The sequence below is a fragment of the Planctopirus sp. SH287 genome (genome assembly GCF_056500625.1).
Genome location: NZ_CM151403.1, coordinates 1,292,308 through 1,306,408 on the forward strand (window position 1 = coordinate 1,292,308; position 14,101 = coordinate 1,306,408).

Annotated in this window: 16 protein-coding genes; 4 read left to right on the forward strand and 12 right to left on the reverse strand. The window is 51.2% G+C overall.

From position 1 onward, the window contains the following. Window positions 1-94 precede the first annotated feature (94 nt). Window positions 95-1,654, forward strand: coding sequence for a serine/threonine protein kinase (locus SH287x_RS04665; RefSeq protein ID WP_479517271.1), 1,560 nt, complete (start codon window positions 95-97; stop codon window positions 1,652-1,654). Window positions 1,655-1,898: 244 nt separating this feature from the next. Then, window positions 1,899-2,918, forward strand: coding sequence for an acetyl-CoA carboxylase carboxyltransferase subunit alpha (locus SH287x_RS04670; RefSeq protein WP_479517272.1), 1,020 nt, complete (start codon window positions 1,899-1,901; stop codon window positions 2,916-2,918). Between the two features lie 388 nt (window positions 2,919-3,306). On the opposite strand, the gene SH287x_RS04675 is transcribed toward SH287x_RS04670, so the two are convergent. The 11 genes from SH287x_RS04675 to SH287x_RS04725 all read right to left on the reverse strand — a co-directional run bounded on the left by SH287x_RS04675 (window position 3,307) and on the right by SH287x_RS04725 (window position 11,581). Next, window positions 3,307-3,702, reverse strand: coding sequence for a hypothetical protein (locus tag SH287x_RS04675; RefSeq protein WP_479517273.1), 396 nt, complete (start codon window positions 3,700-3,702; stop codon window positions 3,307-3,309). A gap of 63 nt (window positions 3,703-3,765) precedes the next feature. After that, window positions 3,766-4,758 (reverse strand): hypothetical protein, encoded by a 993-nt coding sequence (locus SH287x_RS04680; RefSeq protein WP_479517274.1) that lies wholly within the window; start codon window positions 4,756-4,758, stop codon window positions 3,766-3,768. After that, window positions 4,709-6,289 carry a zonular occludens toxin domain-containing protein gene (locus SH287x_RS04685; protein ID WP_479517275.1) on the reverse strand — a complete coding sequence of 527 codons (1,581 nt, stop codon included), beginning with the start codon at window positions 6,287-6,289 and terminating at the stop codon, window positions 4,709-4,711. The genes SH287x_RS04680 and SH287x_RS04685 overlap by 50 nt, the downstream gene beginning before the upstream one ends. Before the next feature lie 210 nt (window positions 6,290-6,499). Further along, window positions 6,500-6,868: a hypothetical protein gene (locus SH287x_RS04690; protein ID WP_479517276.1), complete on the reverse strand. Its 369-nt coding sequence runs from the start codon at window positions 6,866-6,868 to the stop codon at window positions 6,500-6,502. A gap of 1 nt (window position 6,869) precedes the next feature. Beyond that, entirely contained in the window at window positions 6,870-8,393 is a 1,524-nt protein-coding gene (locus SH287x_RS04695) for a hypothetical protein (protein WP_479517277.1), read from the reverse strand. Window positions 8,394-8,610: 217 nt separating this feature from the next. Continuing rightward, window positions 8,611-8,736 (reverse strand): hypothetical protein, encoded by a 126-nt coding sequence (locus tag SH287x_RS04700; RefSeq protein WP_479517278.1) that lies wholly within the window; start codon window positions 8,734-8,736, stop codon window positions 8,611-8,613. Between the two features lie 43 nt (window positions 8,737-8,779). Beyond that, on the reverse strand, window positions 8,780-9,085 hold the full coding sequence (locus tag SH287x_RS04705; RefSeq protein WP_479517279.1) for a hypothetical protein: 306 nt from the start codon (window positions 9,083-9,085) through the stop codon (window positions 8,780-8,782). Between the two features lie 143 nt (window positions 9,086-9,228). Beyond that, the gene (locus SH287x_RS04710; RefSeq protein ID WP_479517280.1) at window positions 9,229-9,603 is read right to left on the reverse strand and encodes a hypothetical protein; all 375 of its coding nucleotides are present in this window, start codon (window positions 9,601-9,603) and stop codon (window positions 9,229-9,231) included. Beyond that, window positions 9,597-10,877 carry a hypothetical protein gene (locus tag SH287x_RS04715; protein WP_479517281.1) on the reverse strand — a complete coding sequence of 427 codons (1,281 nt, stop codon included), beginning with the start codon at window positions 10,875-10,877 and terminating at the stop codon, window positions 9,597-9,599. Before SH287x_RS04715 ends, SH287x_RS04710 begins: the two co-directional genes overlap by 7 nt. Then, complete coding sequence (locus SH287x_RS04720) at window positions 10,855-11,214, reverse strand: hypothetical protein (RefSeq protein WP_479517282.1); 360 nt, start codon at window positions 11,212-11,214, stop codon at window positions 10,855-10,857. Before SH287x_RS04720 ends, SH287x_RS04715 begins: the two co-directional genes overlap by 23 nt. Continuing rightward, on the reverse strand, window positions 11,204-11,581 hold the full coding sequence (locus SH287x_RS04725) for a hypothetical protein (RefSeq protein ID WP_479517283.1): 378 nt from the start codon (window positions 11,579-11,581) through the stop codon (window positions 11,204-11,206). The genes SH287x_RS04720 and SH287x_RS04725 overlap by 11 nt, the downstream gene beginning before the upstream one ends. A gap of 458 nt (window positions 11,582-12,039) precedes the next feature. On the opposite strand from SH287x_RS04725, the gene SH287x_RS04730 reads away from it, so the two are divergent. Continuing rightward, the gene (locus tag SH287x_RS04730; RefSeq protein ID WP_479517284.1) at window positions 12,040-12,324 is read left to right on the forward strand and encodes a hypothetical protein; all 285 of its coding nucleotides are present in this window, start codon (window positions 12,040-12,042) and stop codon (window positions 12,322-12,324) included. Window positions 12,325-12,866: 542 nt separating this feature from the next. Continuing rightward, window positions 12,867-13,217, forward strand: coding sequence for a hypothetical protein (locus SH287x_RS04735; protein ID WP_479517285.1), 351 nt, complete (start codon window positions 12,867-12,869; stop codon window positions 13,215-13,217). 43 nt (window positions 13,218-13,260) lie between these two features. Here the strand turns inward: SH287x_RS04735 and SH287x_RS04740 are convergent, their stop codons facing one another. Next, window positions 13,261-13,557 (reverse strand): hypothetical protein, encoded by a 297-nt coding sequence (locus SH287x_RS04740; protein ID WP_479517287.1) that lies wholly within the window; start codon window positions 13,555-13,557, stop codon window positions 13,261-13,263. Window positions 13,558-14,101 lie beyond the last annotated feature (544 nt).

Genomic DNA, 14,101 nt, shown 5'->3' on the forward strand with positions numbered 1-14,101 from the left:
CGACTTGATGACCTTGATTAGCCCCTTGGTGAAATCACCACCGGGCCTTGTTTCACCCCGTCCATTTGCCTGTCTTATTTCTGTGAGTGATCCCTTGAGCGACGACTCAAACATTATTGACGACTATCAGTTGATCAGCGTGATCGCGACGGGCAGCACCACCCAGGTGTGGGAAGTGCAGGAGGGAGGCCCCGGTGGCCGCCATCTTGCGATGAAGTTGATGCTTCCCAATGTCCCGGACAAAGCCGCCGCTCGAACAACACTCCGTGTTGAGTCCGCTGTCGGGAAAAAGCTGGATCACCCCAACATTATCCGCAACGAAAAGTTGGTGATTGGACGGGATCATTCCTATCTGGTCATGGAATACTTCCGCGCGGTGAACGTCAAATTGCAGATCAAAGGCGAGCCAGCCGCCCTTCAATCCCGAATCGCAAAATTTGTCGAAGGAACTTGCCAGGCTTTGGCACATCTCCACCAGCGAGGTTGGATTCACCGTGACTTTAAGCCCGAAAACGTGCTGATGAATCGGGCTGGCGAAGTGAAGCTGATCGACTTCTCATTGGCAATGCACCCTCCCGGAGCCTTGTCAAAACTCTTCGGAGGAGGCCCCAAGGTCATTCAAGGGACGCGAATGTATATCGCCCCCGAAACCATCCTGAAAAGGGCCCCCGTCTTCCAGACAGATATGTACAGCTACGGGGTCACTCTCTTTGAAATTGTGACAGGGGGGAAGATGCCCTTCCAGGCTTCAACACCTCAAGAACTACTGCAAAAACATATTGCGACCGAACCACCGCCAGCGTCTTCGCTCAATCCCAACGTGACCCAGGAGATGGATCGCGTCCTCATGCGGCTCATGGCCAAAAAGCCACAGAACAGATTCAAGGATTTTCAGGAGGTGAACTCCGAGCTTCGCCGTATCAGGATCTTCAAGGAAGATGTCGTCCCCAAAGCACTGGATGTTGAAAAGACCAGTGAAGAAGCCCGTATTATGGAATCGATTGGTGAAGTCCAGGTTGACAGCCGAGCGGACGTCTTGCGCCAGCAGATGATGAAAGAGAACCCTGAATTAGCCGCCCGGCACAGCCAGGAACTCGAAAAACGAAAACAGGCCAAGGCTAAAAAAGCAGCGGCTATCATTGGTTCAGCAAAGACAAATCCAGCACCTCCCCCTTCTGCTCCTCCCGGCATGATGCCCCCAGGGATGTCTCCTCCTCAGGCATATCCCCCAGGCATGCTGCCGCCCGGAATGCTGCCTCCCGGCTATCCGATGCCAAACGCCCCTGCCGGATATCCCGCTACTGCAAGCTTTCCGCCAGGGATGATGCCTCCCGGTGCCATGCCTCCCCCGCGACCAGGGCAACCGCCTAACCCGGCAATGCCTCCTCAACCGGGACAACCACCCCGTTCGTCGGCACCACCCGGGGGAATGCCATCTGCGGGAGCACCTCCCGGCATTCAACCGCCAGGGGGACGGCCACTTCCTCCCGCGCCGTCTAATCCTGCTCGTTCCGCAGGCGGGCCACCCCCCGCACGACCGGCTCAACCGCCCCAATCACCCCCACAGAAAAGCTCTCGGCCCCCCGCGCCACCGGCTCGCCCTCAAAACGACGATGACCTTGATATCATGACGGAATTGCCGGATGTGATCTAGTTGATTACCTTTACGAAGGAAGGGGTGGCATTGATCAGCCAATGATGATGCCCGAAAGACGACCGGAAGTTCTCATCCCCTGGGGAATTTCCTTTGACTCTCGTCAAATCATGGTTTTGTGGAGCATTGATGGCCCCCGGGCCGTGACAGCGTGATCAATCAAAATCAAAAGTTTTGCCTCGCAGGCAGAATAAATTGGCAGGAAGCGTGAAAAGCGCAGTTTGATAACTGCTTTGGAAGATTTATGTCGCCTCAATTTCAGTTACCGTTTGAACGCCCCATTTTTCAGTTGGAAGACCAGCTTTCGCAACTGGAGTCACAGTCAAACCCCACGCCAGCCATCCTGGAATCGGTGCGTACCGTTCGTTTGGAATTGGCACGGTTAAAACGAGAGGTTTTTGAAAACCTTGACGCCTGGGACGTTGTCAAAGTGGCACGTCATCCTGAGCGACCTCAAACGCTGGATTATCTGGAATTAGTCTGCGACGAATTTATTGAACTGCATGGGGATCGGTCGTTTGGTGATGACCGTGCCATCATCACAGGCTTTGCGAAGCTGGAAGATTATAAGGTCATGTTTATTGGCCAACAGAAAGGCCGCACACTCAAAGAACGCAACGAATGTTTTTATGGCTGTGCACATCCGGAAGGTTACCGGAAGGCATTGCTGAAAATGCAGATGGCTGCGAAGTATGGCCTGCCGATTGTTTGTCTCATCGACACCCCCGGTGCCTATCCCGGTGTGGGGGCTGAAGAGCGGGGGCAAGCTTACACCATTGCCTACAACCTTCGTGAGATGGCTCGCTTACCCGTGCCGATTGTTTGCGTTGTGATCGGTGAAGGGGGGTCTGGCGGGGCATTGGGGATTGGAATTGGAAACACCGTTTCGGTTCTTCAGTTTTCCTACTACTCAGTGATCAGTCCGGAAGGCTGTGCCGGGATTCTCTGGAAGCATGTGAAATTTGCCGACAAGGCGGCCCGCGCCCTGAAATTCACCGGCAAGGATCTACTGAAGTTCGGCATCATCGATGAAGTAATCAGTGAGCCATTGGGCGGTGCTCATCGCGATCATCGTGCGATGGCTGCCAATCTCAAGAGTACGATCATCCGTCAACTGAAAGCCTTGATCCCACTGAGTCCTCAGCAACTCCTTGATCAGCGGTATCAGAAGTTCCGCAAGATCGGCGAGTTCGATGAAGTCTTGACGAGCAGCGCCAACGAACCTGCCGCTCCTGCCAAAACGCTGGCCAGTTCCAGCAAGTAACCCAGGTCAGGCTGAAAGAGAAGGCTTGAAACAATCTGGCAAGCGCCAGTCTCTGTTGCAGACAACACAGACAATCAGCAACCGCCGTTGACTCATCAATGGGCGACTGATGAAGAGTGGTGACCTCCCAGGATCACCACTCTTCATTTCTTTCGTGGCAGCTATTCTGCGTGCCATGCTTACAGCAGCTTTGTGCAAGCATGTTTTCGAGATCATCAACGCGCCGCGCTATTTCAAGTTGCGATTCGTATGGGATAGGTCGCCATCGCTTGATCAACAAACCACCGACAAAACCAATCACCCCCAACGTCCGATAATGTCCGTTATGTTGCAATACCACATTAAAAAATAACTGGAAAATGGCAATCCCAAATTTCCAGATAATCTTTCATCGTCGCCGAAATCCAAAACCGGGATCCCCCGGCGGAACAATAACGGGAATCTGTTGAGATTGTTCAGGCTTATAAGGCTGAACCAACAACACACCACGAAGCGAATCACGACAATCCAAGAGAGCTTCATACCCAAACGCAAAGACACGCAGGACAGCGACAGAAACGAACGTACCGCAACCATGAGCAACCAAAGCAAAAACCACTGCGGAGAAAACACCCTCTGGCATGCCACTACGAATCGGGGGTTTCCTGCCACCCTGAGAAAGCGAAGCATCGGTATACATGACCAAAGTCACGAACGAGAAAATCACATTCACGACAAAGGCACCAACCAAGACCCAAGAACACACAATCAACAAATACGACTCAGGCGCAAGACGACGAGACATTGAAATACTCCTGTTTAGTGGCCCAACAAACAGGCCACATGAAACAGGATGCAGTAGCAGGAATCAAGGATTGTGTTCGTTGGGAATCAGTGAAGACTGCTCCCCTACCGGAACATCAATTCTATGAACCCTCGCCCATACAAAGATTGTCCGTCGATCTGATTGATTCTTGTCGCCAAGCTGAAGCCACAATGAACGGCTCTTTTCTCTCCGCTCATCACGCAGTGCAGCAACCAAATAGACTCCACCGGCGACCACATCGGCTGTGCTACTGAAAGACTCCCGGCTGGTGACAGGTGCACCATCGACAACACGAATGACGGTCGAACGCTCAATGGCCAGTTGCAGACGCCCCAAACGCTGATCAACCTCACGACATGTGGCGTTGATCACGAGACCAGATTGGACAAAGTCATAACCGGAAGTTGTGACAGTGCCTTGATCTGAAACGGTGCGCCGCGGAATCGGCACCCGTTCCCCCAGGTTGATTTCACCCTGGATGCCATCCAGTAACAGCAACACTGGCTCAGCTTCCACGCGTGATTCACCAGACGTTTGAGTGGTTCGCAGAAGTGCGTCCAAAGAGCCATCCAATTGAGCCACGGTATCCAATGATTTTGCAGCACTCAGCAAGCTGGCGGAACTGGCAGCAAAGGTCAGGCCCAATTCAGCAGCCGGTTTCACATCAACGCCGAGATCTTTCAAAGCATTGTCACTGAGTGAAACCACATGAAGCTGGATAAGCCATGTGATAGAAGGAGCGGATTCAACGAGGTGCAACACCTCTGCGACTCTGGAAACACAATCAAATCGATCCGTAACGATGATCAACGAATCACCAACAACGACCGCTTTGCCAGAACCGGACAAAACGGATTGAACGGCCGTTGTGCCTTCCACAGGACTAAGGCGACGAAATCGCTTAACCAAAATAACCGCATCTTCTGGTTGTGCCTGACCCAAGAAATATGATTCGCCAAGCTTTGAAAGTGTGACGCCCGCTTGCCTAGAGACTAGGGTCAAAAGCTGAGTTGGGGAGACTTCCCGCGCTTCCACTGACACCGTTCTTTGTTGAAGATCCTGAGACAGCACGATTGTCAGTTTTGACCTGGCTGCGAGCCATTGGGCGAATTCCGGAAGACCCATTTCCACCACTGACAGGCTGAGTGTTTCGCCTTCCTGTTGCTTGGCTTGCCCCCGCTGTTCGATCTGTTGAAGTTGACGATATATCGCCTCGAACTGGGGAGACGTCCGCGGACGCAGTGGAGGTATATTTTCGTTGCAGGAACAGACGAGAATCATCGTCCAACCGCACACTACGAGTCTCGAAATCAATCTCCACAACAGACGCTCCACGATGTGTTCCTTCACTGATGATACTCCCTACTGACAACACCTCCCCTGAACGAGTCACACACGAATCACGCATGACCAAAGCAAGCCTTTGACGATCATCTTCCACAGAGATGAGACGCTGGACTTCAACCGCTAAACGCTTCGATTCTTGTTCCGCAATTTCCAAGTCACGCAGCAAGTGAGCCGGAACAACACCGTCTTTACCAGTAGACTTCGCCACAGGCCGGAGACCCGCTTTATGCTGCTCCCATTCAGCAGCCACCTTTGGATCGATGGTTGGCTCTGATTGTGCGGAAGATGCAGAAGGCTTCTTTGATGCCATCGAAGAGGTCACGGCACCGTTGATTGAACTCTGGACATGAGCAAAGACAGTGGCACCACCACCATTCAACATCCAGATCAAGGCAGCAGTCACTGAGAGAATAAAAGCAACCTGAGGGAGGTTCCGCTTAGTGAACCACCAAGTGAGACCGAGGCGGGTTCTTTGCTCGAATTCACGCTTCTTTCCAGTGCCTGATTCACCGCCTTGCTCAGGTGCAGAATGAGAGTCATACAAACCAAAATAATAAGGACGATGACGATACTTCTTCTCAAGAACTGTTTTAAGACGCCCCATCTCATCGCGTTGTTCCCGCCACACGGAAGCACACAGCCATTCACCAGTCCATGCAGCAATCAGTTCGTACCAATCGGACATCAAAATTCCGGCGAGCCGCTCAGTGCCAGAATTCGTGATCCAGTAGCGAGTGCCGACCTCTGCCGCAATCTTCTTATGAACCTTGGTTGGATGCTGCGTCAGCAACGTGCAACGGCCACCGGGATGGCCCAAAGTACCGAACCATTCCGCCCACTTGCTTTGCCAGGCATCGGGGAACGAAGAGGAACAATATAAATGGGCCTCATCCAACAGGATATCAGCACCCTTCACCGAGGGTTTCTTTTCGTCATCGTCAGATGATCGGAAATACTCCCAAGGCCCAGATTTCTTGTCACGCCAAAGGGTTAATACATAATCAGGCAAACGACGCAACCGGGAACGGATTTCATCAACATCACCGCCTGAATGCTTAGCTACACCAGCCGCAATCAAATCTTCCTTCAGTGGCAGATTGTGATAGATGACTCGACCCGCAGGAAGCAATTCGTCATGTATTTCCCTTGTGACAAGATAAGTCTTACCACTTCTTGCCACACCAACAACATATCGTAACACAGCATCAATCGACGGCATTATCACTCCCTTAATATGCTCGCTTCGCTCGCAACGCTTTCACTGGTCGCCGTTCGCTCCTTACGTCGCTCAGGACGACCAGTTTCGCTATTGCATCACCTTTTCAATCATTCGGTAACAATGCATTCCGGCCGCAAAACATAAACCATAAAACCAGAACACAAAACCGAAGAAAACAAGGAACGAATACTCTTGAAACCAGTCCATAAATCACCCCGATAAAGTAGGAATCCATTTTTTTATGAGACGGATAGCAACCACAAAGAAAACAATTAATTGAACTCCAGCAACTATTGCGGTTATCTCGCTAACAGGAACCCAGAACGAGATTACATCGTAATAACTCGCAAGAGTCTCCCAGACTTCCGCCTTTTGCTCAAAACCCATGCCCTCAAGGTTGTTAATCATGTATTCGGTCATCTCAAGGAAATGACGGAACACCCAACACCAAACGTTTTGAGCAACGCAGAAATGGCCAATTGCTTTAATCGAGGCATAAGCACCTAGACCAGCAGGCCCAGTCCATTTAATCCACTCCAACCAGCCCCATACACCGCCTTCTTCCTCTTCTTCAGCCATGTCACCACCTTAACCCTATCCATTGCAGGTATAAGACTGCCCGGTAAACAACAAAAAGAATGAGAAGCCACCAAATAAAGACACGCAGGCCAGACATCCAAGGAGCAAGAGAACCGAGAGAAGCAACCGCAGGAGCAGTTCGATATGTGAGATAAATAGGGACAGAGCGGGTAACGCCCCCGAGAGTAAAAGGAAGTGTGACCATCCTGTCAGGATATTGATCTTGCTCGCGATTGACTGGTAAATAATTAAGCCCAAGCAGTTTCGCAACCCTAGCCTTCAAGCCTTCAATACCTGCCTGTAAATCGAGATCACAACCGCAGTCTTCACCCTCTTCATCGTCATCATCACAGATATTTTCATCATCAGCAGCATCTGTTGGAGACTTGTCGCAACAATCAGGCACTCCATCGCAATCTGTATCTAATATGACGTCCTCATGAAGAACGGTTCCATCGCGGCCTACAATGTCCTGCTTAGGGCAGTCAGGCCAAGCTTCAAAATCGGTAAAGAAGCATGGATTAGAAGCCGGAGGTTCACAATCGGGATCTGGATTCTTTGGGCAAGGATCGTCGACATCAGGGACACCATCATTATCATCGTCCCCGTCATCAGAATCAGGCGTTCCATCGTTGTCGTCGTCAGGGTCAAGATCATCGGGGACACCGTCGCCATCACCATCTGGAGCATTGCCGCCGCCGTTGGTTGGATCGTCAGGCCATGGATCCCAGGCATCATCAATTCCGTCCCCATCACGATCATTGCCAGCAGGTGGAGGCCCGCCCCCACCACCATTACCACCGCCGCCCGGTTGGTTTGGAGGTTGCCACGGAAACGGCCAGCCGCCTTGATCACCACCACCACCATTAGCCGGGTCATCAGGCCAATTATCTGCCCAGTCAGGAACCCCGTCGCCGTCGCGATCAGGAAAGCCGCCAGGTGGAGGTTCACCCGGAGGATTACCGCCGTTCGGAGGAGGCTTGTTGCCGGGAAAATCGGGATCGTTCTTGTTTGGCACGCCGTCGCCGTCCGCATCGTCATCAGGGTCGCTGGCATCCCCATCGCCGTTGTTATCACCCGGCATGGGATCGGGAGGATCAGGAGGGCAAATAGATGAAGAGACATCAGCAGTGGCGACAGAAGGGCAAGGATTACCTTCACCACCGACACTCGCCCAAGCCCACTGATGACCGGCAAAAACCTCATCCCAGTATGGAATGCGTTGATCCTGACCACACTTAGCAACCAAATCATTAAGCAGCATGGCCACAGGACCAGAAGCACCACCCGCAACAATCAATTGAACAACAAACGGATCAGGTTCGACATAATTACCAGCCGCCCAAACATCGCCGACACGACCACCGATGACTTCCAAAGAATAGAACGTATAATCGTATTCATAGTAACCAGATGGTTGGCGTGATAACGAAGACCAATCCCCATTCGCCTTTTGCCACCAAACTTGTGGCTCAGAAAGTTCGAAACGAAAGCGATAAGACTTATAAATACGGCCACCGGCCATGGAGCCTGAACCGGTCGACAACGCACCGATATACCGGATACAACCAACTGGCTGGCCACCCGGTGGCTGAGCTAGAGCAAGCTTTTCTTGGAGCAGACATGCAAGACCAGCCAATACAACGTACATGACGCATGAAAGGCCAGAAGACCACAAGCGAGACGCATCAACTCGCGACATGATTGTACCACTTCGATTAACACATCGGCTTGTTCTAAACTCATTGGCCACGAATCCGTTCCCACCAGTAACAAATCAACTCACATGACAAATGCAGACCAAAGACACCGGCCACCACTTCCATGATGACCGGTGCTAAACTCACCACCAAATCGCTAAATAACATGCCCTGCCCTCCCCAGAGCAGCTAACGAACCATCAAAGCTGGTTTAGAGCTTTTTAGTCCGATACCAGAACTTCCAGACCAACGCGATTGGAATGGCAAGACCCAAGAAAATGCCGAAGTAGCTACCGAACATCTCACCGAAGGCAGTAGTCACGTCGGAAAACGTGAAGCCCAGGTTGGCAGGCGTGATCGACACAGTGCTGCCAGACGTGCCAGACGTCTGAGCATTGGCCACACCGGCAGTTGCGACCACGGCGAAAGTTGCCATCACCGCGTTAAGTGCATACGTTGCTTTGGCCTTCATCCAGCCGCACGCAGCCTTACCCTTTTCACACAAATAACCAATCATCAACACCTCACTTCCCTGCGAACCATACCACCCGCTTAAACAGTGCCAGCGGGTACAAGCACAGATGCATCACAGCAATGAACGCAAACGCGTTTGCAATCAATGCTGGCAAATCCCCAATCGTTTCAATTTGCACACATCACCTACCTACGCCGACGATAACGACGACGCCTTGACACCAAGTCATATGGCCTTGCACGACGATAAGCATCACGCACCAAACGACGCTCAGTTTTCTTACGCTGCCAATAAGGCATGGCACGATGAATTGTGCCATTCACACCTTCAGTCACTTCAGCCACAGCCCTTGCCTCAAAAGCTTGACGGCTTAACGGATCTGAGATCATCGATTGCCAGCGGTCACGCTGGATCTTTCGCCAGAACTTCCAGAGCAACACCACAGGTATTGCCAGAGAGATCCAGCTACTAAAGAACTGGCCAAACATCGCACTAAAGACGTTCGTCAACGTGCTGAAAAGAACATCACCCATCTGAATTTCAATAGCTGCGATCAACAATCGAAATCCCCTTCAGGTGAAGCGGAAACACCGCTATGCAAGTCAATATCCCATCGCCAATATGCTGGCCCCCTGCCCGTCTCTGACCACTCCGCTAACGCATAGTCCAACATCTTCTGCTTAACATCAATTCCTACATCGCTAAATGCTTCCGTAAATGCAGCACACTCATTGCCGTCAGGATCAAGACGCAGCACTGTCATTGCTTTAGCAAGAAACGTGCCAGACACCTTAATAGCGGTTTCCGCTTTCATGACACGCTTTTCAATCATCACTTCTTCGCCCTGCACATCAGGACGCATCACAAACTTTGCTTGAGCGAACACCATGGCCCAACAGGCTAAAGAAGCATCACGATCTGTATTGGTAGAACGCTTTTCTACAGGTCTAAACCACCGCACGGCCAAACGCTGGATTGTCTCGACAAGCCTAGGCCAAAGCTGATCAATTCGACGGAACTTCGCCGCCTTATCAAGTACGGCCGAGCGCAATTCGATTTCTATACGCCACCAATGTTCAGGCAACTCAGTCATACCACACGACTTGGCACGCTGGAGCATCAATTCCCGCTTCTTTACATCACCATGGCTTTCTGCCAGCTTGTCATAAATCCGCAATCTGACAGAACCGCTTTGAATACTAAAGCCGGTGCACTTAGAACCACGTCCACTATGCAACTGAGCCTTGACAGCACGAGACACATAGTTGCCATCACCCACATGCTTACACAGCCAGGTTAAATCCACGTCACAATCAAAGGCGTGATCGAAACGACGCATGCCTGAAGAAGTCGCCCTGAAACCGAAGATATCAAGAACTTGACCAGCTAAACTGGTGGCAGCATCACCCATCTGCATGAACATCGTGCCGGGAATTGTTAATGCTACACCGCACGAATTGGAATTGTTTCTTGAAGTTGTTTCAAAACTTGTAATAAGCACAACACCGAGAATTTCAATCCGATATAACTTTACACCCTTACCGTCCTTGACTCCCTTGGAAGAGACAGACACTTCATGACCCGTTGGCAGCCGTCCTAAAGATTCAGCCCCGCCCTGCTTAATTGCCTCAGCCTTCAGGGCCTCAACCACACGGCGGCATTCTGCCGCCACTGGTGCGCTTTGCTCATTAGCAAACACACCCCAGTAACTCACTTCAACCCAGTCACCACCATTATAAAAGACGTTTATTACCCGATCGCCTAACGACACGTGAGGGTTAGAGACCCCCGTATTACCTGATCGGGGGTCATCAGACCGGCTTTCGCCTTCCATCGTAGACCGTTCTTCCATCAACGCTGGTGCCCCAGAATCCAAGTTCCCTGCCAAACTCTTCCTTGATCCCATTCTTATCGCTCCCCTCAAAGCGGACTGAATGAACTAATTCGCGGTCGCTCACTACAACCGCAATCACAAAAGGTTCCACAGGCTGATGAAGACCGCGATTCTTAATCGCTTCCACCACACCCTGTATGACCACATACCCTTCCCTGCGAGCAGTCACACCACTGACACGCCAACGCATGCCGCAATGTTCAACCACTTCGCGGGAACGTAACTGCCACCAATGACGTTCAACGTAGCGGAACACCGCTTTTGGGCTAATTGCCATCGCAGTAGCACCGGGTATCGACAGTGACGACAAATCCAAATCCAAAGATTGCACACATAGAAGAAGTCAAAAGTGCAATATCTTCAACACGCTCCGCTTCATAACGTTCCCGCACAGCAACGCAAGACCACGAAGAAGGGACTTCGCACCAATGACGCAATACTAAACGCAAAACTTGATTCGGATCTCCCGCATAAACTTTATCCAAGAAGATCACTGCAGCAGGAAGATCCTGAGACGGACGGTCATATCCTTCAACAATCCAACGACGGTCTGTTCGGTCATACCACCACACAATGCGACGTACGTCGTGCAGCCAGAAATTCAGATCAATCTTTAACAGTTGCTCATCACTAATAAACCACATCGCTATTCACTCCTATCAACTAGGGTAGTTTTTGAGTCCTCATGGACTCAAAACCGTCGCTCTACGTTCCAATCTTTTCTGAGTACAGAAAAGGATTTCCACTCCGATCAACTACTACGAATCGCAATTCACAGAGGACACAGAGGGGAGGGGGATTTTCCCCCGCACCTCTTCACGGGACGTTGGCTCTACACGCTCGATTTACATAACTCCCGTTCAAACCACTCAACCGGGAATAAAATTCAAACAATCTGCAAAGCCAGATTCTTTGAATTTTCCCCCCTGCCCACAGGGCTAGGTGCTATTGGGTGAAAACTCCCCCTCCCCTCTGTGGCCTCTGCGAATGGGCTGGAGAGGCAAGGCACAAGGGGATTGGTACAGGCGGCTTCGCCTGACAGGTCAACGTGACTCACACCCGCTCAACCGTTCCGGATTCGCTAGTACGAAAGACAAGAAAAATGATGCAACACCTGAAGATTATCGATGGACTCACTAACTATGGCCCGGAACGAGTCAAAGAACGCTATGAAATGAACTGGTCACCAGCATCAAGGGGAGCAACGATCACGAGAAAATCGGACAACAAACTGGTAGCAACATTCAGAGCATTGCCAACAGAACGAGCAGCTTACAACGTCGCTACTCACTGGATGGCGTCAAGAGGTTTAACCTGCGAAGTAGGTGATGCCTGGACGTCACCGGAAAGAACTTGGCTATCGCTACACACTGCACAACTTTACTAATCCATCTGAACATGCCGCCGGGATCTTCCCGGCGGCTCTTTACTCAAGGAAAAGCAATGGGCAAGTATACGCATAGGGCAAAATGGACAAAGGATGGAACACTCAACATATACAACAGCGACGGCACACTGTTGCATTCAAGACCAGACAGCGGACTCGACAGACTAGACCACATCATGAAATGGGCAGAAGAGAAGAACATGTGGCTGATTGCGATTTATTTCACATGGGATGTGGAAGTCTGGAATATCGAAACTGAAGGAAAGCTATCGAAATAAACAACGAATGAATCGTCGCAGACGAACGGACGCGTCTGCGATTTCGACCTGTAGAAATAAAAACAATGCAGCAACGACCATAGAGACAAAGACGCCCATGCCGCAAAAGATGACAGTCCCTAGCCAATAAATACTGCCAGACGAAAAGGCACCCATCCCGCACAGCAAGAGAATCGAATATAGCGACAGGCAAATGCAGATGACTGAAAAACATGCCCTGTCGATCACAGTTTCAATATCAATTCGCTTCATTAAGAAAGCCCTATGAAATGGACATATGAATGCAGGGAAGCCACACACAACGGACGATGGACTGAATGCGACAAAGGCAACTACAAGAAGGCAATGCTACTACTGCACGAAACCGCCTATGCGACAGACGGGGAAACTCAATACCGAAAAGTGCCTATACCACCCAGCCGAACAGACATTGACGAAGCACGCATCAAACTCGCTCAACGAGTGGCCGCTTTCAGAAAAGAACCAACGGAGATGCATTGGATCATGCTGGAAGCGGCTGACGACGCTTTGAACGACCTGTACGACAAGCCCAGGCAACCGCCCATGTTTAATGTGCCGGAAAGACTGAGGGAACTAGCACGCCGAAGCCGATAAAACAAAGGGGAGTGGTTTATAAGCCACTCCCCTGTTTTCGTTATCAACCCTGCTTGTACGGCTCGACAGCAACCAATTCGAGATTGGCAACATGTCGAGGATACGTCTTGCCGTTGGCAGAACAGGTCACAACGATGGGATGCACAGCGAGTGTGCAAGACACACTTGAACCTTCAGGGCCAACCGCAATGTACAATTCTGAAGTCACATCCCGGAGTTCAAGAGTCGCACCAACAACAGCAATATGCACAGACCGAAACTCGCGCTTGCCGTCATCGCTCATCCGCGATTCACGCTTAACAACATTCCCAGCAACTTTAATTCGTCCAATCGAAGCCATAACAAAACACTCGCTTTCCCACTGCCCTGCCAACCCGGCAGACACACAATCCATTGCAGACAGCCGCTTCCGTGCGACTGACAGCGGGCACCCTGACTCCGCAGAGTGACACGAGTGATTGAAAACCCGACTGCCGACGCAAAGGCCATGCGGCAGCCGGGTGGAGGGCAGATGTTGACGCATGGCCAGAAATCTGGCATGCTGTGCAGACCGTTAGCCGTACCCCTCTAATTGTGGGTATGTTGCGGCGGTCGAGCCGATGAGTGCGCTAACACTTTGATTCGGCTGGGTGGCGACGAACGCTAATTCGTTTCACCCGCAAGAGGTTGCCAGTGGTCTAAGACTGGCAGCCTCTTTTCATTCAGAATCCTGAGCCAGTGGCTCGATTCCAACATGACCGGCAAATCATACCGGAATTGTCCGTTATGTTGCTTTTCACCCTCCGATTCCAGTTGGGTTTTCAGCCCCGGCTACTGAATGAGCGAAGGCTCGGTTGGTAACGACCGGCGGGCTCTCGTTCTCACAAGATCGATCTGACGTATTC

Excerpts from the sequence above, each read along its gene's own strand:
- SH287x_RS04740 (WP_479517287.1), bottom strand. The coding sequence starts at position 13,557 with ATGGCTTCGATTGGACGAATTAAAGTTGCTGGGAATGTTGTTAAGCGT.
- SH287x_RS04730 (WP_479517284.1), top strand. The coding sequence starts at position 12,040 with ATGATGCAACACCTGAAGATTATCGATGGACTCACTAACTATGGCCCG.
- SH287x_RS04725 (WP_479517283.1), bottom strand. The coding sequence starts at position 11,581 with ATGTGGTTTATTAGTGATGAGCAACTGTTAAAGATTGATCTGAATTTC.
- SH287x_RS04700 (WP_479517278.1), bottom strand. The coding sequence starts at position 8,736 with ATGTTATTTAGCGATTTGGTGGTGAGTTTAGCACCGGTCATCATGGAA.
- SH287x_RS04670 (WP_479517272.1), top strand. The coding sequence starts at position 1,899 with ATGTCGCCTCAATTTCAGTTACCGTTTGAACGCCCCATTTTTCAGTTG.
- SH287x_RS04715 (WP_479517281.1), bottom strand. The coding sequence starts at position 10,877 with ATGGAAGGCGAAAGCCGGTCTGATGACCCCCGATCAGGTAATACGGGG.
- SH287x_RS04690 (WP_479517276.1), bottom strand. The coding sequence starts at position 6,868 with ATGGCTGAAGAAGAGGAAGAAGGCGGTGTATGGGGCTGGTTGGAGTGG.
- SH287x_RS04735 (WP_479517285.1), top strand. The coding sequence starts at position 12,867 with ATGAAATGGACATATGAATGCAGGGAAGCCACACACAACGGACGATGG.
- SH287x_RS04695 (WP_479517277.1), bottom strand. The coding sequence starts at position 8,393 with ATGGCCGGTGGCCGTATTTATAAGTCTTATCGCTTTCGTTTCGAACTT.
- SH287x_RS04705 (WP_479517279.1), bottom strand. The coding sequence starts at position 9,085 with ATGATTGGTTATTTGTGTGAAAAGGGTAAGGCTGCGTGCGGCTGGATG.
- SH287x_RS04675 (WP_479517273.1), bottom strand. The coding sequence starts at position 3,702 with ATGTCTCGTCGTCTTGCGCCTGAGTCGTATTTGTTGATTGTGTGTTCT.
- SH287x_RS04720 (WP_479517282.1), bottom strand. The coding sequence starts at position 11,214 with ATGGCAATTAGCCCAAAAGCGGTGTTCCGCTACGTTGAACGTCATTGG.
- SH287x_RS04685 (WP_479517275.1), bottom strand. The coding sequence starts at position 6,289 with ATGCCGTCGATTGATGCTGTGTTACGATATGTTGTTGGTGTGGCAAGA.